The 25,502-nt window shown below is 54.8% G+C and carries 21 protein-coding genes and 2 pseudogenes; 15 read left to right on the top strand and 8 right to left on the bottom strand.

Annotation, left to right across the window (positions count from 1 at the left end):
- The first annotated feature begins 702 nt into the window (after positions 1 to 702).
- Together V0R37_RS12595 and V0R37_RS12590 are read left to right on the top strand one after the other, a co-directional pair.
- Positions 703 to 983 (top strand): annotated as a pseudogene (locus V0R37_RS12595) (ATP-binding protein).
- Between the two features lie 255 nt (positions 984 to 1,238).
- On the top strand, positions 1,239 to 1,559 hold the full coding sequence (locus V0R37_RS12590; RefSeq protein WP_420374852.1) for a DUF4148 domain-containing protein: 321 nt from the start codon (positions 1,239 to 1,241) through the stop codon (positions 1,557 to 1,559).
- A gap of 41 nt (positions 1,560 to 1,600) precedes the next feature.
- Here V0R37_RS12590 and V0R37_RS12585 read toward each other — a convergent pair whose 3' ends face one another.
- Together V0R37_RS12585 and V0R37_RS12580 are read right to left on the bottom strand one after the other, a co-directional pair.
- Complete coding sequence (locus tag V0R37_RS12585; RefSeq protein ID WP_420374851.1) at positions 1,601 to 2,989, bottom strand: Cu(+)/Ag(+) sensor histidine kinase; 1,389 nt, start codon at positions 2,987 to 2,989, stop codon at positions 1,601 to 1,603.
- Between the two features lie 3 nt (positions 2,990 to 2,992).
- Positions 2,993 to 3,676, bottom strand: a complete 684-nt coding sequence (locus V0R37_RS12580; protein ID WP_420374850.1) for a heavy metal response regulator transcription factor — start codon at positions 3,674 to 3,676, stop codon at positions 2,993 to 2,995.
- Positions 3,677 to 3,945: 269 nt separating this feature from the next.
- Here V0R37_RS12580 and V0R37_RS12575 point away from each other — a divergent pair, with 269 nt between their 5' ends.
- The 7 genes from V0R37_RS12575 (at position 3,946) to V0R37_RS12545 (ending at position 12,712) form a co-directional block, all read left to right on the top strand.
- Positions 3,946 to 4,281: a four-helix bundle copper-binding protein gene (locus tag V0R37_RS12575; RefSeq protein ID WP_420374849.1), complete on the top strand. Its 336-nt coding sequence runs from the start codon at positions 3,946 to 3,948 to the stop codon at positions 4,279 to 4,281.
- Positions 4,282 to 4,891: 610 nt separating this feature from the next.
- Positions 4,892 to 5,146: a DUF2933 domain-containing protein gene (locus V0R37_RS12570; RefSeq protein WP_420374848.1), complete on the top strand. Its 255-nt coding sequence runs from the start codon at positions 4,892 to 4,894 to the stop codon at positions 5,144 to 5,146.
- Between the two features lie 6 nt (positions 5,147 to 5,152).
- Positions 5,153 to 5,503 carry a thioredoxin fold domain-containing protein gene (locus tag V0R37_RS12565; RefSeq protein ID WP_420375030.1) on the top strand — a complete coding sequence of 117 codons (351 nt, stop codon included), beginning with the start codon at positions 5,153 to 5,155 and terminating at the stop codon, positions 5,501 to 5,503.
- Positions 5,504 to 6,325: 822 nt separating this feature from the next.
- Positions 6,326 to 7,642, top strand: coding sequence for a TolC family protein (locus tag V0R37_RS12560; RefSeq protein ID WP_420374847.1), 1,317 nt, complete (start codon positions 6,326 to 6,328; stop codon positions 7,640 to 7,642).
- A 13-nt stretch (positions 7,643 to 7,655) separates the two neighbouring features.
- Positions 7,656 to 9,155, top strand: a complete 1,500-nt coding sequence (locus V0R37_RS12555) for an efflux RND transporter periplasmic adaptor subunit (RefSeq protein ID WP_420374846.1) — start codon at positions 7,656 to 7,658, stop codon at positions 9,153 to 9,155.
- On the top strand, positions 9,152 to 12,301 hold the full coding sequence (locus V0R37_RS12550; protein WP_420374845.1) for an efflux RND transporter permease subunit: 3,150 nt from the start codon (positions 9,152 to 9,154) through the stop codon (positions 12,299 to 12,301). Before V0R37_RS12555 ends, V0R37_RS12550 begins: the two co-directional genes overlap by 4 nt.
- A 54-nt stretch (positions 12,302 to 12,355) precedes the next feature.
- A complete protein-coding gene (locus V0R37_RS12545) occupies positions 12,356 to 12,712 on the top strand; it encodes a copper-binding protein (RefSeq protein WP_420374844.1) in 357 nt (118 codons plus the stop codon).
- A gap of 126 nt (positions 12,713 to 12,838) precedes the next feature.
- Here V0R37_RS12545 and V0R37_RS12540 read toward each other — a convergent pair whose 3' ends face one another.
- Positions 12,839 to 13,171: a DUF4148 domain-containing protein gene (locus V0R37_RS12540; protein WP_420374843.1), complete on the bottom strand. Its 333-nt coding sequence runs from the start codon at positions 13,169 to 13,171 to the stop codon at positions 12,839 to 12,841.
- Between the two features lie 1,100 nt (positions 13,172 to 14,271).
- Between V0R37_RS12540 and V0R37_RS12535 the strand changes: the two genes are divergently transcribed.
- The 5 genes from V0R37_RS12535 to V0R37_RS12515 all read left to right on the top strand — a co-directional run bounded on the left by V0R37_RS12535 (position 14,272) and on the right by V0R37_RS12515 (position 18,792).
- Positions 14,272 to 16,083, top strand: coding sequence for a copper resistance system multicopper oxidase (locus tag V0R37_RS12535; RefSeq protein ID WP_420375029.1), 1,812 nt, complete (start codon positions 14,272 to 14,274; stop codon positions 16,081 to 16,083).
- 176 nt (positions 16,084 to 16,259) lie between these two features.
- Complete coding sequence (locus tag V0R37_RS12530; protein ID WP_420375028.1) at positions 16,260 to 17,243, top strand: copper resistance protein B; 984 nt, start codon at positions 16,260 to 16,262, stop codon at positions 17,241 to 17,243.
- A 70-nt stretch (positions 17,244 to 17,313) separates the two neighbouring features.
- Positions 17,314 to 17,823: a cupredoxin domain-containing protein gene (locus V0R37_RS12525; RefSeq protein WP_420375027.1), complete on the top strand. Its 510-nt coding sequence runs from the start codon at positions 17,314 to 17,316 to the stop codon at positions 17,821 to 17,823.
- Positions 17,824 to 17,834: 11 nt separating this feature from the next.
- Positions 17,835 to 18,308 (top strand): c-type cytochrome, encoded by a 474-nt coding sequence (locus V0R37_RS12520; protein WP_420374842.1) that lies wholly within the window; start codon positions 17,835 to 17,837, stop codon positions 18,306 to 18,308.
- A 67-nt stretch (positions 18,309 to 18,375) separates the two neighbouring features.
- The gene (locus V0R37_RS12515; RefSeq protein WP_420374841.1) at positions 18,376 to 18,792 is read left to right on the top strand and encodes a DUF411 domain-containing protein; all 417 of its coding nucleotides are present in this window, start codon (positions 18,376 to 18,378) and stop codon (positions 18,790 to 18,792) included.
- Positions 18,793 to 18,958: 166 nt separating this feature from the next.
- Here V0R37_RS12515 and V0R37_RS12510 read toward each other — a convergent pair whose 3' ends face one another.
- From V0R37_RS12510 to V0R37_RS12490, 5 genes and pseudogenes are all read right to left on the bottom strand, one after another.
- Positions 18,959 to 20,173: a multidrug effflux MFS transporter gene (locus V0R37_RS12510; RefSeq protein WP_420374840.1), complete on the bottom strand. Its 1,215-nt coding sequence runs from the start codon at positions 20,171 to 20,173 to the stop codon at positions 18,959 to 18,961.
- 130 nt (positions 20,174 to 20,303) lie between these two features.
- Entirely contained in the window at positions 20,304 to 20,501 is a 198-nt protein-coding gene (locus V0R37_RS12505; RefSeq protein WP_420374839.1) for a hypothetical protein, read from the bottom strand.
- A 160-nt stretch (positions 20,502 to 20,661) separates the two neighbouring features.
- The gene (locus tag V0R37_RS12500) at positions 20,662 to 21,096 is read right to left on the bottom strand and encodes a heavy metal-responsive transcriptional regulator (RefSeq protein ID WP_420374838.1); all 435 of its coding nucleotides are present in this window, start codon (positions 21,094 to 21,096) and stop codon (positions 20,662 to 20,664) included.
- Positions 21,097 to 21,282: 186 nt separating this feature from the next.
- Positions 21,283 to 23,652, bottom strand: a complete 2,370-nt coding sequence (locus tag V0R37_RS12495) for a heavy metal translocating P-type ATPase (protein ID WP_420374837.1) — start codon at positions 23,650 to 23,652, stop codon at positions 21,283 to 21,285.
- Positions 23,653 to 24,362: 710 nt separating this feature from the next.
- Positions 24,363 to 24,574, bottom strand: a pseudogene (locus V0R37_RS12490) (heavy metal translocating P-type ATPase); the annotation flags it as partial.
- Positions 24,575 to 25,092: 518 nt separating this feature from the next.
- Between V0R37_RS12490 and V0R37_RS12485 the strand changes: the two are divergent.
- Entirely contained in the window at positions 25,093 to 25,455 is a 363-nt protein-coding gene (locus tag V0R37_RS12485) for a hypothetical protein (RefSeq protein WP_420374836.1), read from the top strand.
- Positions 25,456 to 25,502 lie beyond the last annotated feature (47 nt).

The raw sequence follows: 25,502 nt of genomic DNA, 5'->3' as shown, positions 1-25,502 counted from the left end.
CTGACTTCTAATGCGCTACTGTTGACAACGGCGGAGCTTAGAAAGGGGCATTCGAGTTGTTCTAAAAGCGAAGGGAAACTTCCGGAACAGTGGTATAAGCGACCTCCTACTAGAACGCCAGTGTTTTGAGATTGTAGTAATCCAAACTCGTCGTTTAGCCGACAGCAAGGTTACGAATTCGTAAGGTCTTTGAAATAAAGGTCCTTTGTGAGAGTAAATTCTTTCGTCTTGGCTAGACCGGCTGCTCCTGCCGCTGGAAAGGCGGTCTAGTTCTTATGGGCTTGATTGACAGCATCGGTCGGCGCTGCCCGGATAAGATTGAAGCCGGAATCGAACAAGACCCCGAAAAGAATTTGAAGCGCACAGAAGTCTTCCACCCGCAACGCCGGGTGAGCTAAACCGATAGCCTGACGGCCGGGCGTGGCGCCCCATCGGGAAGCTCAGAGTCTGCCCTTGAATTCATCCGCGAGCCGAAAGGCTGATTTGGGCTGACTATTTCAGGGCGAATTCAGTGCCAGTGCCTTTGGACATCGGTTATGAAAAGGCTCGACCAACAAACGAACCATCGGCAGCCCACGGTCTGGAATGCGTTTGGATAACCCATATCTGAATAAGCAAAGCAGTCCTACTGTGTAGACTTAATGTCTTATTAAAATACGACTTATATTTTAAGGAGGCAGTTATGTTTCAAACGGAGAGACAATAACGATCGCCATCCATGCAGATCACGAGGCCGCTCAAATTGCAGTTCGTCATTGTGGCGCAGGTATTCCAGCGGCAATCGTACCAAAGATCTTTGACCGTTTTTCCGCGCCGATTCATCGCGGGCTCAACGGCCCGAGGGCCATGGTCTAGGCCTAGCAATCGTCAGGGCCATCGCACGCATGCATGGCGGAAATACCTTTGCACGCTCAGGTGCAGACTGGAGCGAGGTTGGTTTCAGCTTGAGCAAACAGTCCGCTAGACCTTCCGTTGGCCCATGAAAAGGACAGACCTCTCGATGGTGTCCTGGGAAATCGTTATCACTTGCCCGAAAGGTGTGTAGCGAATAGCGTTAAACAAGAGTTGCAGAGCGCTAGATGTCGTCATCAAGGTTACGAAAACGTAATCTGAATGTGCGGAGTTTGTCACAATAGCCTCCTTAGAATACGCACATGCTTCAGTCAGATAGCCCAATATGAATTGGGCTATTCCGATAGCAAGAAAATGATGCCATCCGGCTTTTGGGAATAAGAATCATGCATATCTCAAGAATGTATTTAGTAACAGCTGTCCTCTTCTTTGCAGCCACGGCGACTGCGGGTGCTCAACAGATGCGCGAGTCAGTACACTCTGACCGGGAAACAAAGCAAAGCGTCACTGAGGTTCAAAGAGAGTCCAAAACAGTTGCAGAAGTTCAAGCTGACTTGGCGCTCTGGAAGCGCGCGGGAATGGACAAGTTCTCGTGGGCCCACCCTGACACTTTCAGTCCCAGGTACAGGGCCGCATATGCGGAATATATCCGCTTGCGTTCGGGACCAGAGTATCAACTGGAAGTCCAGCGGCAGTCTGCAAAATAGGCTTAGTTGATAAAGCCTTTATCCTACAGGCTGCTACTGCATTATTCAGGCAGCACGATTTCAAACATCATGTTTTCCCCGTCACTTCTTGCAGTAATCGTGCCGCCGTGTGCGTCGATAATTGATTTCACAATCGCTAAACCCAAACCAGCCCCCTCCCCTTTTCGTTGGCGCGAAGGATCGACACGATAAAAGCGCTCAAAAATGTGAGGCAAATGTTCAGCAGGAATGATGGGCCCCGGATTTTTTATGCGAACCTTTATAGCCTCAGCCGCTGTTTCGAGGCGAACTGTGACGGCTTCCTGGGCCGGCGTATAACGAATAGCATTGGACAAAAGGTTGCTCAGCGCACGCCGAATCATTAATCTGTCGCCCGACATGCAGACACGCTCGCCTGCCAGTTCCAAGGTCACTCCTTGTTCTTCGGCCCAGGCACTGAAATAATCAAAAAGCACCCGTATTTCAGCGTCAAGATCAATTATTACAAGTTCAGGCTTCAGTAAGTTGTTGTCTGCCTGAGCCAGGAACAACATGTCGCCCACCATCTTTGCCATGCGCTCATACTCTTCGAGATTGGAGTACAGAATCTCGCGATACTGTTCGACGTTGCGCGCCTGCGAGAGCGCCACTTCGGTCTGGGTCTTTATATTTGTAATCGGAGTACGCAACTCATGCGCAATGTCCCCCGAGAAGTCGGATAGTCGTTTGAAAACACCTTCGAGACGGTCGAGCATCTGGTTGAAAGAGGTTGCGAGTTCGAGCAGTTCGGTGGGGACTGCGTCGGCCTCCAGCCGGATATGCATCTGATCAGATCTGATGCTTCGTATTTCACGGCTTATGTGTCGTATGGGCGCATGGCCCCTGTGCACGGCCAACCACGTGGCCAGGATTGCGATAAGGCAAGCGGCGACCGTGATGAGGCGAAGATAGTTGCGAAAGCTCTCCAGGTAGTGCAGGTGAAAATTAATCCCGGTAGCCACTGCAATAGTGAGCGCGGCCATGCCGTCTGGCGCAATCCGCAGGACGGCGCCTCTGAACGTCTCGCCATGGTCTTGCCATATGCCAACGGTATCGATCGTGATCTGCTCGACAGGCTGCGCAATCCTTGCAAATCTGGCCAAGTCTGAACCGGGCGTCGCATAAATCACAGAACCGTCCACCGTTGATATCCGGTACTGAGCATTGTGGTGGCCGGAGACAGCGTTTGCGAGACGCCTTCGCAATGCTTCAGGACTGTCGTCGGGCGGCAGCGTCGCGAGTGTGTGTTTTAGCGTCTGAACAACAGCAATCAATTCATCAACATCCTGTTGGACGAAGTGATTGTTGATTGACCGCTCGACAATCCAGCCGAACGACAGCAGTACCACCGTTATAACCGCTCCGATAGAGACGGTCAGGCGTACAGTAAGCGATGCAGGACGTCGTTTCATTAGCTAAGCAGGATGGGTGATATCCAACATGTAACCCATACCCCGAACGGTGTGGATCAGTTTGGGCTCGTAAGTGTCGTCGATCTTGGCGCGAAGCCGCCGGATGGCAACGTCAATGACGTTGGTGTCGCTGTCAAAATTCATATCCCAAACTTGAGAGGCAATCAGTGAACGAGGCAGTACCTCGCCCTGGCGTCGTACTAAAAGCTCCAGCAAGGCGAATTCCTTATTTGTGAGGTTGATCCGTACGCCATTCCGCTGGGCTCGTCGGCGGGGAATGTCAAGAACGAGATCCGCTATCTGCAGTTGATCATTGAATGCAGGAGCGGTACCGCGCCTCAGTAAAGTGCGTACCCGAGCCAAAAGCTCGGAAAAAGCGAACGGTTTTACCAAGTAATCGTCCGCCCCGAGTTCCAGGCCTTTTACGCGATCCTCGACGCTGTCCCGCGCTGTGAGAAACAGGACGGGTGTGGAGGATCTCGCGCCGCGTAGCGCCTGAACGATACGCCACCCATCAACGTCCGGCAGCATGACGTCCAGAATGATCAGATCATAGGATCCAGTCAATGCCAAATGGTGGCCGTCCAAACCAGTACGCGCCAAGTCGACTACAAACCCGGACTCGACAAGGCCTTGACGCAGGTAATCGCCCGTTTTGATTTCGTCTTCCACAACGAGCAGTTTCATTGGGTCGCTCCTAATTCGCGTGCTGGCTGCCAACGAAAGGTAGTTTCCGGTGGAGTATGCCATTGCGTCATTAAAGTCTAAAGCCGCGACACTGACACGATGATGACCGGAGCATTACAACATTGTAATGGTCAGCTCTTGGACGGTCGGGACCGAGCAGAGCGGTGACCGTTTCTTTGCGAAATCTGAGGCTCGTGGCACTCAAGTTGCTAGTTTCACAGTGGCGTTGCATCGCCACGTACCAACCTACAAACTCTTTGGAGATTAATATGCCTCATCAAAAGTTTCAATCGTGCATTGACACATGTTATGCCTGCGCTACAGAGTGCGACCACTGCTCTGTCTCCTGCCTTCAGGAACAAGACGTCAAGAGCATGGCACGCTGCATAAAGCTGGACATGGATTGCGCACAGATTTGTCATGTGGCCGCTAGCTACATGGCACGGGGCAGTGAATTTGCCCAAGCGGTCTGCCGACTTTGCGCCGATATTTGTCAAACATGCGGCGAGGAATGCGCCAAGCACGAAATGGAGCATTGTCAACGCTGCGCGGAAGCTTGCCGCAGATGCGCGGAAGAATGTCGTCGGATGGCTCAGATGGCCTGAGAAACCTGCGGATGAAAAGCGGTTGCTCTCGAAACATGAGCAACCGGGACAACTCCAGGCCAGAATTCATTGTGGGGCCTGGCTTCCTTAAGACTAGCGCTCTGGGGTGTACCAGACCTCGTGAACAGCCCGTTCGACCATGTCGACGTCCGCGGCGCCTTCCACACGGAGCAAGTGCGCGCACGGATCAGCATAAACGACAGCTTCGAGAGATGCTTCCTTGATAGCGGCGCTTATAGTGCCGCAGTGTCCACAAGTCATGTCATTTACTTCAAAGCTGATCATTGTCGTTCCTTTCTCTATGGATAGTCGAATATCAGCACAATAAGCGTTCCCATCAGGGTATGTCAGACATAAAGCGAATGGTACTTTCCGATAATTGTAAAGGCCGGCTCCCTTTTCACAGCTGCCTCGGGCCGGTACGAGCGTGGGTCGACTTTCTAACACATACCGATACAAATAATTTGGTTTATGACGAGTCGTGGAGTACATGACAAAGATGTAATCCGGGCGCAATGTGCTTGACAGGTCTGGGTAGCTACAGTGTGCTCATACGTTAAAAGCAAATTGAGCGAAGGTGCTGCCAAGCACTTACGCAAGGAGAACTGAAATGAAATGCGATATGAAGATGATGGTGAAAGCCGGGTTGGCTCTGGCTGCTGTGGTTGTCGTAGCCTATGCAGCGCTACCTGGCGCACGAGAATGGATCTCGGCGGTCGCTCCATCGCTGTTCTTCCTGATCTGCCCCGTGATGATGCTTTTCATGATGAAAGGCATGCAGTCGTGCGACGCTAAGAAACCCGCTCAAAAAGACAACGTAAGGCCGATGTCTTTTGACTCGCCGGCAGATAAGCGCGAACTGTAGGGCACGATCCAGAAAATCACAAGCCTTGCCGAGCTTGATGCCCAGGTGCAGGCCGCCAATGGCCGCTACGTCACGCTCGATTTTTGGGCCGACCGGTGCGTTTCATGTAAGGAAATGGAACTGTCCACGTTTACCGACGCGCAGGTCAAAAATCGGCTCAAAAATGTGGTCCTGCTCGAGGCGGACGTGACGGCAAATAATGCGGCGGACCAGACGCTGCTTAAGCGCTTCGAGCTCTTCGGTCCGCCTGGCATCATCTTTTTTGACAGACAAGGCGAAGAAGTCGATTTTCAGGTCGTCGGTTTTCAGTCAGCGAAGAAGTTTATGCGTTCATTGAATACGGCCATTCCCCTTTGACATTACAGCGCGACCGACAGCATGTCAAAAATGTAATCGAGACGTCCTCCTTCTGTCAGGGATAGTTCGTTAAAATGGCCGCGCACAGAAGCTTGCGTACTATAAGCATGATGACAAAACAGCTTTCGCGCATGTTGTTAACCTGAACGGATGGGGTCGATATGAAAACGTTACTCATGGAACGACAAATTTATCCGATGGGAAGCGCATCCCGTAGCGTCAATATCCGGACACGGATTCTGGCCGAACTGGCGACCTATAAGGTGAAAGCCCACATGCAAATTTTTTTGAACTAACGAGCATAAAGGAATAGTCCTCTAACTGGCTGATTACTTAACATCATGCACATGTCTCGCTCCACCGCCCGCTGGCTGCTTGTTTTAGTGTTGCTCCCAACGCTACTATTCTCGCGCCTGGCATTGGCAAGCTATGTGTGCCCTCAGCCTCAGTTGTTGGTTTCGGCATCAGTCGGCCATGAGCAGAGCCACGGCTGTGCCCAACCGGGTGATCACACTCATATGATCGATGAGGTGCAGCCATCGCTATGTGCGGCGCATTCTTCAGATGAAAAGCAACTGAACAACGCTGGCGCACAGCCGGCTGCATCAGAGCCGGTTTTGCTGTTCTTGTATCCGGTCTCCTTACTACCCCTGTCGCTCGCATGGCCAATCTCCGCCTACGCCGACCTGCCCGATCAAGCCAGGGGCGATAGCGCCCTATTCCTGCAGACGCTAAGGTTACGCATTTGACCTGACTCCGGTTTTTGTTATTTGTCTCGCCGCTGCGGCTGCGAGTAACTGAAAAAACTATCCGGAGTTAACCATGTTTGTATCCATACGCGCGCTTGCACCGCAGCGCGGTCTGGTGCGCGCTCACGTCCTGTGCGCACTGCTTGCAATAGCAAGTGCATCTGCCTATGGCCAAGAGGCCGGCCTCACTTTTGAGCAGGCGCTTTACCAAGCCACGAACCGATCGGCCGCCATACAGGCGAGCGAGTCATCTGTATTGGCCAGCTCGAATGCCGTTGTATCGGCGGGCGAGTTGCCTGACCCGGTATTGAAATTGGGTATCGATAGCGCTCCCATTGAAGGTCCAATGCGTTATTCGCTCAGTCGGGACTCGATGACAATGCGGCGCATCGGCATCGAACAGGAATGGGTCTCGGCGGACAAACGTGAGCGCCGGACCCGTCTTGCCAGTCGGCAGGTCGACAGGGAGCAGGCAGACCTACTGCTGCAATCCGCGAATACACGGCAGCAGACGGCGATTGCCTGGCTCAATGCGGCCTACGCCCAACGCGCTCTCGGGTTGTCCAAAGAGTTGACCACGCAGATGACAGAGGAACTCGCCGCGACGCGGGCTTCTTATCGCGGCGTGCGCGCGACGGCTGATGATGTAACGCAGGCTCAGATGTTGAGTTCGCAGGCTAGAGATCGATTGCTCAAAGCCCAGCAGGACCATCGTTCAGCGTTGATCTCATTGAGTCGATGGGTTGCCTCGCCTGTGGCGCGTATAGCGGGTGAAATTCCGCCGTTGCAAAGCCATGCTTCGTCGCTCACGATACAGGAGCTCAATCGCGTGCAGCCTGAGCTCCTCGTTGCGCAGCGCGACATATCCATTGCCGATGCGGCCACCGCCGTTGCTAGCAGCAATAGGACCCCGAACTGGACTTGGGGCGTGACCTATCAGAACCGGGGAAGTCAGTACCAGGATATGGTTTCGGTAGGTGTGAGCATCCCGCTGCCCATCGATAGGGCTAGCCGGCAAGACCGGGATGTGGCTCAAAGGGCTGCGTTGGGCAATAAAGCCCGCTTTATGTTGCGCGAGACCCAGCGCCAGGTTCAGGCCAACATCGAGAGCCTGTTCACGTCACTTGCCAACGGACGGGAACGAGTTGGCAACCTTAACACTACCTTACTGCCCGCGGCACAACGACAAGTTGGGCTTGCGACCGCCGCCTACAAGGCGGGCACGGGATCGCTGGCAGATGTCTTCAACGCCAAGCGAGGACTGCTGGAGGCAAGGCTTCAGATACTCGAACTTGAGCGGGATGTTGCACAAATTTGGGCTCAGCTCGAGCACCAGGTCATCCCGAACACTGATGAACTTATGCAAAGGAATAGTCATGCGGCCAACTAACTGGATACGCGTTATGGTCGCACTTGCTGCGGTGGTGATATTGCTTGGTGCCGGCTATGTGCTGGGTAGCCGCCAAGCGGGTAGCGCTGCGGGCAACTCTGGTGCGAGTGTGGCGGGCGACAGTAAGCCTGCACCCGATTCGGATCGAAAAGTCTTGTACTGGCACGATCCCATGGTGCCGAACCAGCGCTTTGACAAGCCGGGAAAATCGCCCTTTATGGATATGCCGCTACAGCCGGTTTATGCGGATGAAGGCGAAGCCAGCGGCATCCAGATCGATCCATCACTTCAGCAAAATCTGGGCATTCGGTACGCCACGGTCACGAGAGAGGAAACGAAGCAAGGGTTCGATGCGATCGGCACGACGCAGTTTGACGAATCACAAGCGGTGTTCATTCAGTCTCGTGTGAACGGATTCATCGAACGCCTGCATGCGGACGCACCCTTGCAGCGCGTCGAAAAAGGCGCGGCCATCGCATCGCTGTTCGTTCCTGATTGGCTTGCGGCGCAAGAGGAGTACCTCGCACTCAAGCGAGGCGGAGCTGACCAACAGATGCTGTCGGCATCGCGCGCGCGCATGCGGGCACTGTCGATACCGAAGGAAGTAGTCAGTGCCCTTGATCGAACCGGAAAAGCACAAAGCTATATTACCTTGTCTGCACCCGTCTCGGGCGTGATCACTGAGCTTTCGGTGCGCAACGGCGCAATGGTTACGCCCGGGCAGACGTTGGCCAAGTTGGTTGGCTTGAACAAGCTGTGGCTTGTGATCGAGGTGCCCGAATCGATGGCGTTAAGGGTGCGCCCTGGGATGGCCGTTGAGGCTGTATTTTCGGGCGATTCAACCCAGCGCGTTACGGGGCGAATTCGTGAGATCCTCCCCGGAATCAATACTAGCAGCCGCACCCTGCAGGCTCGGCTGGAGATCGACAACACTGAGCTGAGGTTGACACCCGGAATGCTGATGCGCGCGCACATTAGTGCGGAAAAATCGGTCTCACGCCTGCTAGTTCCCTCTGAGGCGGTGATCACAACGGGTGAGCGTTCAGTGGTCATTGTGAAGAACGAGACGGGGCGGCTGCAGCCGGTTGAAGTCGAGCTTGGCATTAGGCTCGGTGATCGGACAGAAGTACTGCGCGGACTGCGCGACGGACAGCAGATCGTCGCGTCGGGCCAGTTCCTGATCGACTCGGAAGCGAGCCTGCGATCTGTCCTTCCTAAGCTACAGGGAGGTGCTTCAACTGAAACTGACGATACCGTCAAGGCAACGACGACACCTGCAACAACTTATGAAACGACCGGTAAAGTCGAAAAGGTTGCTTCGAACAGCATGACGTTTTCGCACCAAGCAGTCCCGGCGCTAAGCTGGCCCGCCATGACGATGACGTTCAGCAAACCAGCTACGGACGCGTTCCCCGACGTGAAGGCGGGTCAGACAGTGCGATTTTCCTTCAAGCAGTCGGACGATGGCTATCAATTGGTGTCGGTTGAACCGGTTACGGAGGAAGCACGATGATTGCGCGCCTCATTCATTGGTCCATTTATAACCGCTTTCTCGTGCTGCTGGGAACCCTTGTTATTTCAGTATGGGGTGTCTTCTCACTGCTTAATACGCCGGTCGATGCCTTGCCCGATCTATCGGACACCCAAGTCATCATCAAGGCGTCTTATCCGGGCCGTGCGCCGCAGGTTGTCGAAGACCAGGTAACCTATCCGCTCACCACAACCTTGCTGGGCGTTCCGGGCGCTAAAACGATCCGAGCGTATTCATCGTTTGGCGATGCATTTGTTTACGTGCTCTTTGATGATGATACTGATCAGTACTGGGCCCGATCGCGCGTGCTGGAGTACCTGAATCAGGTACAGAGCCGGCTGCCCGCCGGTGCCAGCGTTTCACTCGGACCGGATGCCACTGGGGTAGGCTGGGTCTATGAGTATGCATTGGTGGATCGAACCGGTTCTTACGATCTGGGCCAGTTAAGAGCATTGAATGACTGGTTCTTGAAGTTTGAGTTGAAGGCGGTGCCAGACGTCTCCGAGGTAGCCTCTATCGGCGGTATGGTCCGCCAGTATCAGGTGGTCGTAGACCCGGATAAGCTACGCGCGTATGGGATCACATTGGCCGCGGTGAAAGATGCGCTGGCCAAGTCGAACCAGGAGTCGGGAGGCTCGGTGCTAGAGTTGGCCGAATCCGAGTACATGGTTCGCTCCTCGGGATACCTCAAGACACTGGAGGATTTCAGAAACGTCGTACTGCGCACCAATGACACCGGCACACCCGTCTTGCTGGGTGACGTTGCACGCATTCAGATCGGCCCTGAGATGCGCCGGGGAATCGCTGAGCTAAATGGCGAGGGGGAAGTCGCTGGGGGCGTGATCGTAATGCGTTCCGGGAAAAATGCACTCACCACTATCGACGCGGTCAAAACGAAGCTGACCGAACTGAAGAAGTCCCTGCCGCCGGGTGTTGAGATCGTGACGACTTATGATCGCTCGCAGCTGATCGAACGGGCCGTGTCAAATCTTACCGACAAGCTGATCGAAGAGTTTATTATCGTCGGCATAGTTTGCGCACTGTTTCTGTTTCATTTGCGCAGTGCCCTTGTCGCCATTCTTTCGTTGCCACTGGGCATACTCGCAGCGTTCATCGTGATGCGGTACCAAGGCGTTAACGCGAACCTGATGTCGCTCAGCGGTATCGCGATTGCGATTGGTGCGATGATAGACGCCGCCATCGTGATGATCGAGAACGCGCACAAGCATCTTGAAGCGTACGAGCTCAAGCATCCCGACACCCCGCTCACAACGTCGCGGCGCTGGGAACTGATTGCGACATCGACGTCGGAGGTAGGGCCTGCCCTGTTTTTCTCGTTGCTTATTATTACGCTGTCCTTTATACCGGTGTTTTCTCTGGAGGGACAAGAGGGCAAAATGTTCTCGCCCTTGGCATTCACCAAGACATACTCGATTGCAGCCGCCGCGGTTATCTCGGTGACACTGGTGCCGGTCCTCATGGGCTACTTCATCCGAGGGCGTATTCCCCACGAGATGGCTAATCCGATCAACCGTGTACTGATTCGGATATATCGGCCGATGCTTAATGCAACGCTACGGCGTCCATGGGCGGTTATCGCGCTGGCACTGGCAACCTTGCTGATGACATTAATACCCCTGTCGCGCCTTGGCAGTGAATTCATGCCTGCACTGAATGAAGGCGATTTGTTGTATATGCCAACAGCCCTGCCTGGATTGTCTGCGCAGAAAGCCACCGAGCTCCTGCAGCAGACTAACCGCATGATTAAATCGGTTCCTGAGGTCGCAACAGTGTTCGGTAAATCTGGCCGTGCGGATACGGCCACGGATCCCGCTCCACTTGAAATGTTCGAGACCACCATCCAGTTCAAGCCACGCGATCAGTGGCGCGCGGGCATGACGTCTCAAAAGCTGATCGCAGAACTGGACCGGACCGTCAAGGTACCGGGTCTGACCAATGTCTGGGTGCCTCCTATCCGAAATCGGCTTGACATGCTCTCCACTGGGATCAAGACGCCGGTAGGCGTCAAGATTTCCGGCCCGAGCCTGGACGAAATCGATAAGATCGCCTCGCAGGTTGAAGCGGTGGTCAAGGACGTTCCAGGCGTATCGTCCGCGTTGGCCGAACGCTTGACAGGCGGACACTACATCGACGTCGATATCGATCGTGTATCGGCCGCGCGTTACGGGCTGGCCATTACCGAAATTCAATCCATCGTGTCCTCTGCTGTGGGAGGTGAGAACGTAGGAGAGGTAATTGACGGACGGCGGCGTTTCCCCATCAATGTTCGATACCCGCGCGAGATACGCGATTCTCTGGAAGAGTTGCGACAACTGTCTATTGTTACGGACCGCGGCGCCCAGATCCGCCTTGACGATGTGGCGGACCTTGCGATCACCGACGGTCCACCCATGATCCGCAGCGAAAACGCGCGCTTGACGGGCTATGTCTACGTTGACATCCAAAACGCCGATCTGTCTTCGGTGGTCCAAGCCATGCAGGAGGTGGTCGCGCGCGAAATCGTACTTCCGGCTGGGTACTCCATTGCCTGGTCGGGCCAGTTTGAATACCTTGAACGGGCCGAAGCTAAGCTGCGAACCGTCGTGCCGATGACGCTGGCATTGGTCTTCGTGCTTTTATTCCTCACCTTCAATTCCGTGGCGGACGCATTATTGCTGATGTTGACCGTGCCGTTTGCGCTGATAGGAGGTTTCTGGCTGATCTGGATGCTCGGACATGCCATTTCCGTGGCAACCGCTGTCGGCTTTATCGCTCTTGTTGGCGTGGCAGCTGAATTCGGGGTTGTAATGCTGCTTTACCTTAAAACCGCGTTGAATGATCGTCTCAAGAGCGGCAAGGCGCTGACTGAGTCCTTGCTTGTGGAAGCGATTCGCGAAGGGGCTGTCATCCGGGTTCGTCCCAAAGCCATGACTGTAGCCGTCGTCCTCGGGGGACTGTTCCCAATCATGTTAGGTCAAGGTACGGGATCGGAAGTCATGCAGCGAATCGCCGCGCCCATGATAGGCGGAATGGTCACGGCGCCCATTCTATCGATGTTTGTCATCCCAGCCGCCTGGTTCTTGCTGCAAAGGCGGCAAATCCGCCGTCTTGAACAAAAGCGTCAATGAGGTGGCGCTTATCCGGTGCATGCGCACCGCATCTTTCACTTATGGAGAATTGTTATGAAGAAACTAATTACCTATTCGCTGGGCGCCAGTCTGGCATTTGGCGTTCCACTCGCGGTCCACGCGGCCGATGGCAACAACATGAATATGGGCGGCAACACCAACTCAACGCCGTCCACACGTTCGACGGACACTGCTTTGGCTGATGGCGTGGTTCGTAAGGTGGATCGGTCAAGCGGCATGGTAACGATCGAGCATGGCGAGCTTAAAAACGTCGGCATGCCCCCGATGACAATGGCCTATAAAGCCAAAGACGCAACGGTACTGAAGCAGGCTAAAGAAGGAGAGAAGGTTAAATTTCGGCTGGAGAACCTGAACGGCACCTATACCATCACGAGCTTGAAGAAGCAGTAGCGATTGCCGTTTCGAAGAACCGCCTGGCGCATCAGCGAGAGTCGCAGTGCGCCAGGTGGGGATTTCAAATACAAGTTGGGCAGCCGATTGGCTGCCCAACTTGTATTGACGAAAAGTGGGGGTGGCTTAAGCGCCGGTGTAGAAACCTTGTAGGTACGCCTTTTCTTCCGCGCTCATGGATGCCAGCTCCTGTCGTACCTGGGCACGAGTTTTCGTCTGCTCAGCACCTGCTATAGGCAAGGTTCCAGTTTCTTCTCCCTGGCGGCTGGCCCACGAAGGCTCCATCTTCGCCTGTTCCAGTTCCTGGATCACCTGCGCACGGCTCTTCGTATTGGACGCATCCACAACTTCGGTGCCGCCTTGTTCGGAATTGTCGGGAATCCAGCGAGCAAAGCTGGTAGCGGGAACGGCAAATGCGGCTACAAGCAGGGCAGTAAGAGTTTTGGTACGGAGGGACATGATTAATTCCTTTAAAGAGATGTTTGCGAGCGTAGTCGTTGATCCGCTAGCGCCGCGCCAGACTTTCTGGCAATGGGTCTACTTTAAAGAAGAGCAGCCAACAGGCCGATGACTAATGCATGACAATTGCGTCATCTGTCGTAAGGTGTTTGTCATGGTCTTTACGACATGTATCCGTGGCTCGTGATAAGCCTGAGCATAGCCATGAGTCTCTTGTCGTGAAATCGGCTCTGGTCTATTGCGACTCACCGGGTAGAGACGGCAGTCATGGTCGAGATAACGCCTAGAGGGCTTCATCAAACTGCATGGCTCTTGCCTTGCCCCCGGCTCCGCGCGTTCGAACGAACATTATTCTCGGATTGACCATCCTCGACAATCTTATGCCATGGCGAAAACATAGCTTACCGCCCTGTCGTTTAATCCGGGATGGCGGCGACAACTGCGGCAAGAATGAATGCAACGGTATTACCTGCCTGTGTAGCGCCGCTATGGTCGCGAGCATTCCTGTAAAAGGTCCTACCAGGGTATTAGCCAGAACTCGCTCACCAAGAAGGGACCTTCTATTGCGACATATGCGGTTCCCTGGCCAGCGCGAGGATAGGCAACCTATGACGAAAAGCACCAGCATGGGGGGATTGGGGTGTTCCTTGATGCTGACGGCACTACCGCTTTTGGGTGGGTGGTGATTGGATCCTCTTGTGGTGGTATAGGAGCCTTGCAGTAACAGAAGTGGTGGTCGGGAGATCTCATCGGTGCGCCTACATCGGCCAGCAAGTTGTTTCGGTCGGGCTGCGAGATGAGTAGCGAGCCCATTCAGCCCATTTGTAATTTCGAAGGTTCGCGTGACGTTGCAAGCGAAAACGATAGGCTTTGCGGCATTTCATGTCTAACAAAGCTGACCAATTGCGCGACCGCTTCGCTACATTACAAAATTGTAATTCGGCCGTCATCCCATGGACAGTTGCACCCCGTTAAAGTAACGGAAAATCGGAGGCACAGCGGACGGTTATATGACTGACCAGTGTCGCCAAAACGCTACTTCAATCACAGGATTTGCTCTCGTGAAACGTCCTACCACCTTAGCTATTCCCATACCCGCCATGCCTCGCCGCCGCTTCGTTCAAGGGCTTGCGGCCGGAGGCGTGCTATTAGGCCTGTCACCTTTTGCCAGGGCGACGGGGATCCGATCCGACGGCACGCGTACCGGCTCAGCGCCCGTGCTGCGAGGAACTGAATTTAATCTGGAAATTGGCGAGACGCCGGTGAACTTTACCGGAAATCCTCAAATGGCCACGACCATCAACGGATCGCTTCCTGGCCCGACCTTATACTGGCGCGAAGGCGACACGATCACCATACGCGTGACCAATCGGTTGAAGGAATCGACCTCGATTCACTGGCATGGGATTATTTTGCCGTTTCAGATGGACGGCGTTCCGGGCATCAGCTTTCCTGGCATAGCCCCGGGGGAAACCTTTACCTACCGTTTCAAGGTCGAGCAAAACGGCACTTATTGGTACCACTCGCACTCCGGCATGCAGGAAGCGACGGGCATGATAGGCGCCATTGTAATTGAACCGGCTCAAAGCGACCCGATTCGAGCCGACCGCGAATATGTGGTTCAGCTCTCGGACTGGACCGACGAAGACCCCATGCGCGTGCTCGCCAAGCTGAAGATGCAGGGTGACTATTACAACTATAACCAGCCTACCGCTGTGGATTTCTTTCAGGATGTCTCGCAGACGGGGCTGAAAGCTGCCTTCGACAAGCGCAAGATGTGGAACGAAATGCGCATGAGTCCCACAGATCTGGCGGATCTGTCGGCCGATGTGCTGACCTACCTCATGAATGGGACCACGCCAGCTGGCAACTGGACTGGACTGTTTCGGCCGGGCGAACGCATTCGCCTACGCTTTATCAACGGCTCGGGCCACAGCTTTTACGATGTACGCATTCCAGGCTTGAAAATGACGATCGTGCAAGCCGATGGGCAGAACGTTGAGCCGATCACGGTCGACGAATTTCGCTTCGGATCGGGCGAGACGTATGACGTCATCGTCGAACCCAAGGACGAGGCCTACACAATCTTTGCACAGTCCATGGATCGCACAGGCTACGCACGCGGCACCTTGGCGACGCGTTCGGGCTTAGTAGCGGCGGTGCCTGCGCTTGATGAACCTGAGTGGCTCACCATGACCGACATGATGGGCGCCATGGGCGGCGGTATGGCCGGGATGGCAGGCATGAATCACGGCGGTTCGAATCCGTCGGCCATGGCGGGAATGAATCATGGCGCCATGGCAGGGATGGACCACGGATCGATGGCCGGAATGAATCACGCCAACATGGCTGGTATGAACCATGGCGCTATGGGTAAGGACAAGGCAAGCACGACGGTACGCCATGCAAAGACGGAGTACGGTGCAAGCACGGACATGCGCGTTGATATGCCGCGCACCAATCTGGACGACCCAGGCATCGGGCTGCGCAACAACAGCCGACGTGTGCTCACGCTGGCCGACCTGCATACCATCGGCGGGCCGATGGATCCACGCGGGGCCGAGCGTGAAATCGAACTGCACTTAACGGGCAATATGGAGCGGTTTACCTGGTCCTTTGATGGCGTTGAATTTGGCAAGTCCACTCCCGTGCATTTTCGCTATGGCGAACGCGTTAGAGTCATCCTGCACAACGACACCATGATGACGCACCCCATGCACTTGCATGGCATGTGGAGCGAATTGGAAACGCCTGACGGCGCTTTCCAGGCACGCCGCCACACGATTCCTGTGCAACCAGCGCAACGCATCAGTTTTCTGGTGACCGCCGACGCGCTAGGCCGCTGGGCCTGGCACTGTCACTTGATGCTCCATATGGATATGGGCATGTTTCGCGAAGTGGTGGTGGCATGAGCCCGACAAACGATAGAAAGAGAGTCCTGACGATGCATACCCCTACAAAGAAACACATTGTTGGGCTCGCTATTGCGACGATGGGCGTTACCCCAATTTTTGCGTACGCCCAAACGCATGACGCGCATAGCGGTCATACCGCGACCCCAGTCAGTCCGGCCCCCAAAGCCCCAAGCATGCCAGGCATGGATCACGGCACAATGAAAATGCCAGGCATGGACCATGGTGGGATGAATATGGGCGGCCAGGATCATGGTTCTATGAACATGAATCCAACCGGTGCGGCTAAGCCAGAAGCGGCCATGCCCGGTATGGATCACGGCGCAGCCAATGCCGCTCTGGCGGCCCCTGCGCACAATATGGGGTCAATGGACAAGGGCGGTGGCGAGATGGATCACGGAGCCATGCAGATGCAAGGTGGCTCAGCGCCACCCGATGCACGTGATCCAAACGCCTATTCTGGCGGTTATACGCTGGATTCGGGCAAATATTCCTTGGGCCCCGCCCAGCGCCTGCGTATGTCCGATGAGCACAATTTTGCCTCGGTATGGTTCGATCGGCTCGAGTACGTCAGAGCCGGCAGCCATGAAGGGCTTGCCTACGAGGGTCAGGCTTGGTACGGCAGCACTTACAACCGCGCGGTGCTCAAAGCCGAAGGCGAAGTGACCAATGGCAAGTTGGAGGAATCCCAAACGGAGCTGCTGTGGGGCCACGCGGTATCCACCTTCTGGGATACCCAGCTAGGAGTACGTTTCGATCATGGTCAAGGGGCGCCCAACAGAGAATGGTTGGCATTTGGTGTCCAGGGCCTGGCACCTTATTGGTTTGAAGTGGATGCTACAGCGTATGTAGGTCCCAGTGGAAGGACAGCCCTCGGTCTGAGCGCAGAATACGACATCCTGCTTACACAAAGGCTTTATCTGCAGCCAAGCGTCGAGGTGAACTTCTATGGCAAAGATGACGAGCAGTGGGGCATCGGCAGCGGCTTGGCAGATGGAACGGCTGGCTTGCGCCTCAAATATCAAATCACGCGCCAATTTGTTCCGTATATTGGCGTGGAGTGGTCCAGCAAGTTCGGCAAGACCGCCGATTATGCTCGCGCAGAAGGCGAATCGAGGCAGGAAACCCGTTTCGTGGCTGGTTTGAACTTTAGGTTTTGATGTTGATGCTATCCCGGCGGTTTAAAAGTAGCCGCCTCTGCCAACTAATGTATTAAAGAGAGTATCAATGATGAAAAAGACTTTATCCATATTAGCTTTGAGTGCACTTCCCGCCCTGGCGCTTGCCGCCGGCAGCCATTCTGGTGGCCATGACATGCCGACGCATGGCATGCCAGGCCATGACATGTCGACCATGTCAAACGCTGCTTCGCCAAGCGGCCAGCCAGGCGACCCAACCAAGGTCACCCGCACGATCGAGTTAACAATGGATGACACCATGCGTTTTACGCCCGATGAAATCAACGTGAAGGCAGGTGAAACCGTGCGACTGTTCATCAAGAACACCGGCAAGATTCTTCACGAAATGGTAATCGGGTCCATAGGAGAACTCAAAGCGCATGCTGCGCAAATGCAGAAAATGCCGGGCATGAAGCACGCCGAGCCGAACATGATTACGCTGGGGCCCGGTCAGCGCGGTGGCTTGGTCTGGAAATTCGATCAAGCAGGAACGGTCGACTTTGCTTGCTTGATCCCTGGGCACATGGAAGCCGGGATGGTCGGCAAGCTGAAGGTTAGCTGATTCAGACTGGTATGCTAAGCAGGAAATTGATCGCAGGGGCGGCGGCTGTTCTTGTTGGAGGGCTAGCTACTCTCCTGTACAGCACCCGTCGGCCGCCCCACCCGGTTTTCATCGATCCGGCAGATCGGGCGCTTGTCGTGCAAGGCAAGGCGATCTACGCGAATAATTGCGTGGCGTGCCATGGCGAGGCGCTGCAAGGACAGCCGAATTGGCGCGAGCGCCTTCCTAACGGGAGGTTGCCTGCACCGCCTCATGACAAGACCGGCCATACCTGGCACCATCCCGATGCGATGCTGTTCAATATGGTCAAGAACGGTCTGGTCCCCGGGAAGACAGCGCCTCCCGGTTATGAGAGCGATATGCCGGCATATGGCGAGATACTGACTGACGAGGAAATTGTTGCGGTACTCGCTTATATCAAGAGCGACTGGCCGTCCAAGGTTTTGCAGGCGCAGAAAGAAGTCACCCTGCAACAACGCAACTAGCGTGACTCACGTTGCGGCACGCGTCGTCACACAATAGATTTTATCAGACTCAAAGTGGAGTTCCTTCATGAAAATTTGGCTTGCCGCCGTCGCTCTGGCGACCGCAACTTCCTTTGTCCACGCAACGGAGAACGCCATCACCGTTTACCAGGATCCCAATTGCGGCTGCTGCTCGGGTTGGGTCGATCATATGCGGGACGCCGGTTTCGAAGTAAAGGCCATCAAGACGGCTGACATGGCTTCCAACAAGGAAAAACTGGGCGTGCCGATGAAGCTCAGCTCGTGCCACACGGGCGTGGTCGATGACACGGGGCAAATCATCGAGGGCCATGTGCCAGCGACCACCGTGCGAAAGCTGCTCACCAATGCGTCTGTTAAAGGCGTTTCCGCGCCGGGAATGCCTTCGAATGCTCCCGGGATGGGCAAGCTTGACGGCAACCTGGTCACCGTTGACTTTAACGGCGAGCCGTTCTCAAGAGATTAGGCAAAACTCGATGCTCGCCTCAATTGGCGACTGCCATTTTTTCGATCGAAAAGTACTAGACTCAAACTTAGATGTCTGGCATCGTTGCAAATGGGCCAGGGCCTGAAAAGCCGTTCATCAACCCATGCCACTTCCCAAATAACGGTGGCATGAAGAGACAGGCAGGTCACTTATTCGTCGAATTCAGCGCCCAGGCGAGGTACCCGAGCGATAGGAATCCCAGAACAGTGAGTGCCATTGTAAGGCCCGAATCAGCGACCAGAGGGGCCACCACTGCGGAGTTGAGGGCCATGACCATCGTTTGAATAAAGCCCTGCATGGAAGCGGTCATTCCGCGCATTGACGGAAACAGATCGAGAGTCAGTAAGGTGATGCTCGGAGTTGCAAATGACATTCCAATGGTATAGACCATGACGGGTAAGATTACCCAAGGCACGACAGGTGGTAGAAAAGCGTTGTAGAGAACGTTAGATACTGTAGCGGCCAACATTATCAGATAACCATAGCCTATGGTCCGGGCAGAGGAGAATCGCTTTGCGACTTTCCCAGAAAGATAGGCGCCCAAGATAATGCCAACAGTCGCTGGAACGAATAGCCAGCCAAACTCAGCCTTGGTCAGGCCGAGATACTGAATGACAAAGATAGGCGCCGCTGAGACATACAAGAAGAAGCCAATGAAGTTACAGCTTAAGGCTAAGGACAGTAGCCAGAAAGGCTTATTTTTGAGAACAGCGCTGTAATTGCGTGCGAGCACAGTGGGGTTCATTGAGGAACGCTGACTAGCTGGCAATGTCTCCGGAAGGATGAAGTAACTGGCTATTAACTGTACCGAGCTGAAAATGGCCATGAAGATAAACACGGATTGCCAAGGGAACCAGTTTTGTAGCCATCCTCCGAAGACCGGTGCAATGGCGGGAGCCAAGCCAAAAATCATGGTTACCTGAGACAGCAGTGTTTGCGCCTCTGACCCTTCGAACCGGTCACGAATAATCACCCTTCCTACAACACTACCAGCTCCGACCGATAGACCTTGCAGGGCCCGGCACAGTATTAGCACTGAAAGAGAACTGGCCAGGGCGCCAGCAATGGACGCAGTTAGATACACGGCTAGGCCCCCTAAGATGACGGGACGCCGACCAAAGGCATCCGACATCGGTCCATGGAGCAGCATCATAAAACCGAAGGCGACGAGATAAATGCTGAGTGTCTGTTGCAATTCAATCTCTGTGGTTCCTAGGCTGACCACTAACATCGGGAAGAACGGCATGTACGTCGAAATGGAAAATGGACCCAACATGGTGTAGCTGCCAAGCAGCCAAGCCAGCCCTTTCACCTTCGTTTGTTCAGATCGGGTTTTCTTCAAAATAATTGTTGCTTTCACTTATCGGTTCATCTCAGGACGGTATACAGGAACACCGATCTTGCAATAGAACGAACGCAATCTCGGTAAACAGGCAGAGTGGTTCTTCTCGCCAGTTTCAAGTGACCGTTACGGATCACGCATCGGGCGCTCAACGACACAACTTTTTGTCGAAGGAACGAGCTAGATCCAGATACGCACGCTCTACGAAGTCGTCGCTCTTGAAGAGGTCCGCTCTTTCCTCAAGAGCCCGCAAAAGATGCTCGGCCACTTGAAGCTCGCCTTCATTACATGCCCGTTCAAATACCGCAAGCACATCGTCATCTAAGGTGGAAAATTGTTTGGTCATGATTCCCCCGATCAATTGGCCGGTCCCGGCAAAAGAACCAAAAGAGTGCGTGGAAGCAAGGTGTACTAGCGTTCGAATTAACTGCGACTGTATCGCTACAAATTGGGAATATGTTTGAGCTTTGCAGCACGCCAGCTACGATTACGATCCATACAGCAGCTCAATCTTGACATTTCTCATCAGGCGCCGTAGCTGGTATTGTGTGCTGGAGGGCTGCCAAAATGGGGCAGTTGACAATCGGAGAATCTTCGTCTGTGCAATCAGCAATAAAATTGTCCAACGTCTTTGCCATGGCCGACAGCGTTCGGATTTTGGATTCCAACTGTAGTCTCTTTTGAATCGCGCGCTTACGCACGTCCCCGCAGCATGCCTCGCCTTTTCTGCGCAGCACAAGCAGTTGCTGGATTTCGGCTAGGGTAAATCCACAGTCGCGAGCGTGTTTAATGAACTGTAGCCGTGCGATTGCGTTTTCATCGTAGATACGATAACCATTAGCGCTCTTGCGTGAGGGCGCAATAAGCCCGTTGCGCTCGTAGAACCTCAATGTATCAGGGCTCACGTCCCCAATTGTTGCGAGCTTGCCTATAGTCAGCATTCATCACCTCCAAATTCAGTCTAAACCTTAGAGTTAGGTCCAAGGTCAAGCACGAGCAAAGACTCTGTTGCTGGCTGGCTTAGCCGTTCTTGGACAAAACATAGCGTACTTGCCCCGGGCACTGGTGTTAGCTGCCCGGACGTCACCCGGCAGAAGGTGTATCAGTAGGCGTAGAGAGACCGTTCACTAAACAGAGTTACGAAGACGAAGTGCGTTAAATACGACCGATGCAGAACTTAAGCTCATTGCCAGGGCAGCAAACATCGGGGAGAGCAATAGGCCCATAAATGGGTACAAGACCCCCGCAGCTAGGGGCACCCCAAGGGCGTTGTAAACGAATGCGAAGCCCAGATTCTGCTTCATGTTCGCAATCGTTTGGTCGGACAGGTGGCGAGCAATCGAAATGCCCCGCAAATCCCCTTTGACCAGCGTCACCTGTGCACTGTTCATGGCTACGTCTGTTCCGGTGCCCATCGCAATGCCCACATTGGCTTTTGCCAGCGCCGGAGCGTCGTTAATGCCGTCACCCGCCATGGCGACAATCCGGCCTTCAGACTGAAGTTTAGTGACCAGGCCGAGCTTGTCAGCGGGCTTGACTTCGCCGTGCACTTCATCGATCCCCAATTGCTGCGCAACGGCTTTGGCCGTTGCGACACCGTCGCCGGTCGCCATGATGACGCGAATTCCGGCGTTTTGGAGATCTTGCACGGCCTCCGGTGTGCTTTGCTTGATCGGGTCCGAGACGGCCAGCAGGCCCGTCAACTGGCCGCCTGTCGCCAGGAACATCACGCTTGCACCCTTAGCGCGCAAAGATTCAGCCGTTTCGGTCAATACAGTGACGTCAACGTCTTCTTGCCGCATCAAAGCGGTATTGCCCAGAACAAGGTAGTTTCCGTCAACCCGTCCGCGAACGCCAATACCGCTGCCTGATTCAAAATCGTCAACGGCACTGAGTGTCAGGCCACGTTCACGAGCAGCGTTCACGATTGCGTGGGCAAGCGGGTGTTCGCTGCCCTGGTCCAAGCTCGCGGCAAGGCGCAGCACCTCGTCCGCCGTTGTGTCGCCCGCCGGCACGGCCTGCTCGAACGTCGGCCGGCCCTCGGTCAAGGTGCCTGTTTTATCAACGATCAAGGTATCGACCTTGCGAAAGTTCTCGATCGCTGCCGCATCGCGAAACAGCACGCCCTGCGTGGCGCCTTTTCCCGTTGCCACCATGATGGACATGGGTGTAGCCAGACCGAGTGCGCAGGGGCAAGCGATGATCAGCACGGCGACAGCATTGATTAAGCCGTACACCCAGCTCGGTTGGGGGCCGAAGAAGCCCCAGACGATCAATGTGGCCACTGCGATGACTACCACAGTCATCACAAAGTAGCCGGCAACGAGGTCAGCCATGCGTTGCATGGGCGCGCGCGAGCGTTGGGCCTGGGCTACGAGCTGGACAATTTGCGACAGAACGGTGGCGGAACCAACTTTCTCTGCGCGGATCACCAAAGAGCCGGAGGTGTTCATTGTCGCTCCGATTACCTGGTCGCCAGGGCGTTTACTCACGGGAAGCGGTTCGCCCGTAAGCATGGACTCATCCAGGGAACTGCTGCCCTCTTCGACGGTGCCATCAACCGGCACTTTTTCACCAGGGCGCACGCGCAAGCGGTCGCCTTCATGAACGTGGGTCAGAGGCACATCTTCCTCGGTACCGTCTGCATTAATGCGGCGAGCCGTCTTGGGAGCAAGCCCCAGTAATGATTTGATGGCGGCTGAAGTTTGCGATCGCGCTCGCAACTCGAGGATTTGGCCAAACAGTGTCAACGAGATGATGACCACCGCAGCCTCAAAGTAAACGGCAACGCGCCCCATGGACATGAAGGTATCAGGAAACACACCGGGCGCCACCGTTGCTACAACGCTATAGATGAATGCTGCTGCTGTACCCAGGCCTATCAGCGTCCACATATTGGGGCTGCGGTTTATTACCGACTGCCAGCCCCGCACAAAAAACGGCTGCCCCGCCCACAGAACCACCGGCAGAGATAACACCAACTCGACCCATGTTTGCGTGGCCATGCTGAACCAACCAAGCTGGTGGCCGGACATCGCAAGCGCTGTGACGATGACGGTAAATGGCAACGTCCACCAGAATCTGCGCGTGAAATCCTTTAGCTCGGGGTTATCATCATCTTCGAGGCTGGGCATTAGCGGCTCAAGACCCATGCCGCAGATCGGGCAGTTTCCCGGGTGATCCCGTCGTATCTGGGGATGCATTGGACAGGTGTATATCGTGTTCGGTGCCGGTGCCGTTGCTTGAGATGCAGATTCATCTAATTTTTTCGGGGTGAGATACTTTTCAGGATCATCCTTGAATGCGCCCAAGCACTTTGTGCTGCAAAAATAGAAGGATTCTCCTTGATGCTCTGCGTGGTGCGGCGATTGTTCCGTTACGCGCATGCCGCAAACCGGATCTGCAAGATCGCCAAGCGGATTGTCGGAGGAAGCATCGTGATGATGATGGCCATGGTGACGATGGCCGTGATTATGATCGGTGTCGGGCTGCATCATGACAATAAGGCATCCATAGTTAAGCGATAGGACTGGATCGCCTACGCGCACATCGGCTAGTGAAAGGCAAGGCTTGATATGCTTATCATGCCACATGGGAGCCATTCTGAGCCCGAAAAGCTTGGCCTGCTCGTATTACATTTTTGTCATCCGCCAAGACCTATTACTCTTCGGTGACCTGACCTTCGGAGACCGGCGCGGCCGTGCCAATCGAAACAACGAGTCAATAATGGCTTGCATGCTTAACGTCGTTGGTTATTATCGGAGTATTCTGATGTGCGGTTGACGTATATTTAATGCCCAAACACCGTGGCGCAAGCGTAAACATGCCTGGCGACACGAGCGGCATGCGAAGCAACAACCGTTCAATCCACAGTTCGGGGCCGCGCGGCGAGCGCCGCTACCGCCTATGGGCTGTCTCGCTTTTTATTAGTGGGGCCGCAAGCGTGCGAGCACGCGCAACCCTTGACGGCGAGAACGCCGTGATACGGTAAAGGGACAGCAAGACCGCCTTCACGCGCCCGTACACATGCGATTAGCAAGCGCAGGCCCTGGGACTGGAGGCATCACGCGTCACAGCCGAATGGATGCGACTCGACGAAGGACACGGACGCAGCTCGCTAAATCACCAGAGCCCCGCCGGTCCATCGTCCCGTCGTAAAGCGCCCACGCCAGGACTGCGGTGAACAAGGCATGTGTTTTACCCATCCTCAAGCTACTACTCTTACGCCGCGCAGCGGACACAGGCCGTTAAAGACGACCAGCAGGCTGCCCCCATGTCGGCGCACACCGCCATCCACATGGTCGCGCCGCCAAAGATTGCCAGAACGAAGAACACTAACTCGATGCCCAGCGCCAGAGTGATGTTCTGCCACAGGACCGCATAGGCCTTCTTCAACAGCCGGATGGTTTCGGGAATCCGGCCCGTGCCGAACCCCAGGCCCGAACGGCCTTCTGGATCTAGGATATAGGTCAGCGCAAACGAACTGCACTCGCTTCAGGGACCCATCATCCAGAACATCATGGCTCCCATGAAAACGAAGGCCAAAATTGCAAAGACACCAATTGCAGCAAGGCCGACGAGAACGACTTGCTTCAGATTTACTTTCACTTGGTCCTCATGAGCGCGGTCGTCTGCATTTCAGCCCTTTGCCACATTGCACGACGCTTACCTGCTGCAAGGGCGCCGAAATCCTGGCCAGCATAGCGCCGACAATGGACTCGAAGCGGACGACTTATCCATACAGTCAGAGTCAAACCATGTAAGCGACGCCCTGGACAATTAGCGCGGAAAGTCTATACTAAGTCGACAAGCTTCCAAGTCCGAGAATCTTGCGCTGCGCCATTGGCGGATCCGAAGAGTTAACCGAGACCCGGACAACAATCGAAAGCGTTAGGACCGATTGGCCAAAGTTAATTCGTTAAGTACAGGAGATCTCCATGAATACGAAGGTATTGTTTATCGCTCCGCTTACAACACTTTTATTGGCTGTGGGCGGTGCTGCACTCGCAGCCACGCCCGGCGGCGACGCCGCCACGATGCCGAATGGACCGGGCGCAATGCACACGCCATCGCAGGATGGCAGCCCGTCCGGCATGAACCCCATGATGCGAGGTGGAATGAGCGGCGGCATGATGAATGGCGGCATGATGGGAATGGTGGGCGGTTGTCCCATGATGGGCGCTTCAGGCGGGAAGAACGGGAAAGTCATGATGCAAATGCATGGCGAGATGATGCGTGCAATGGGCGACATTATGATTAAGTATGCCGATAAACTGGAACCGTCGGCGTCCACCAATTGATCACAGCGTTTTGGGCGCTGTTGCTTATGCACCGTTGCCCTGCTCTG

Source organism: Pollutimonas rozaliensis (genome assembly GCF_048751585.1).
Lineage (GTDB): Bacteria > Pseudomonadota > Gammaproteobacteria > Burkholderiales > Burkholderiaceae_B.
Note: the sequence above shows the minus strand (reverse complement) of the source record. Positions and strands in the feature narration are given on the sequence as shown.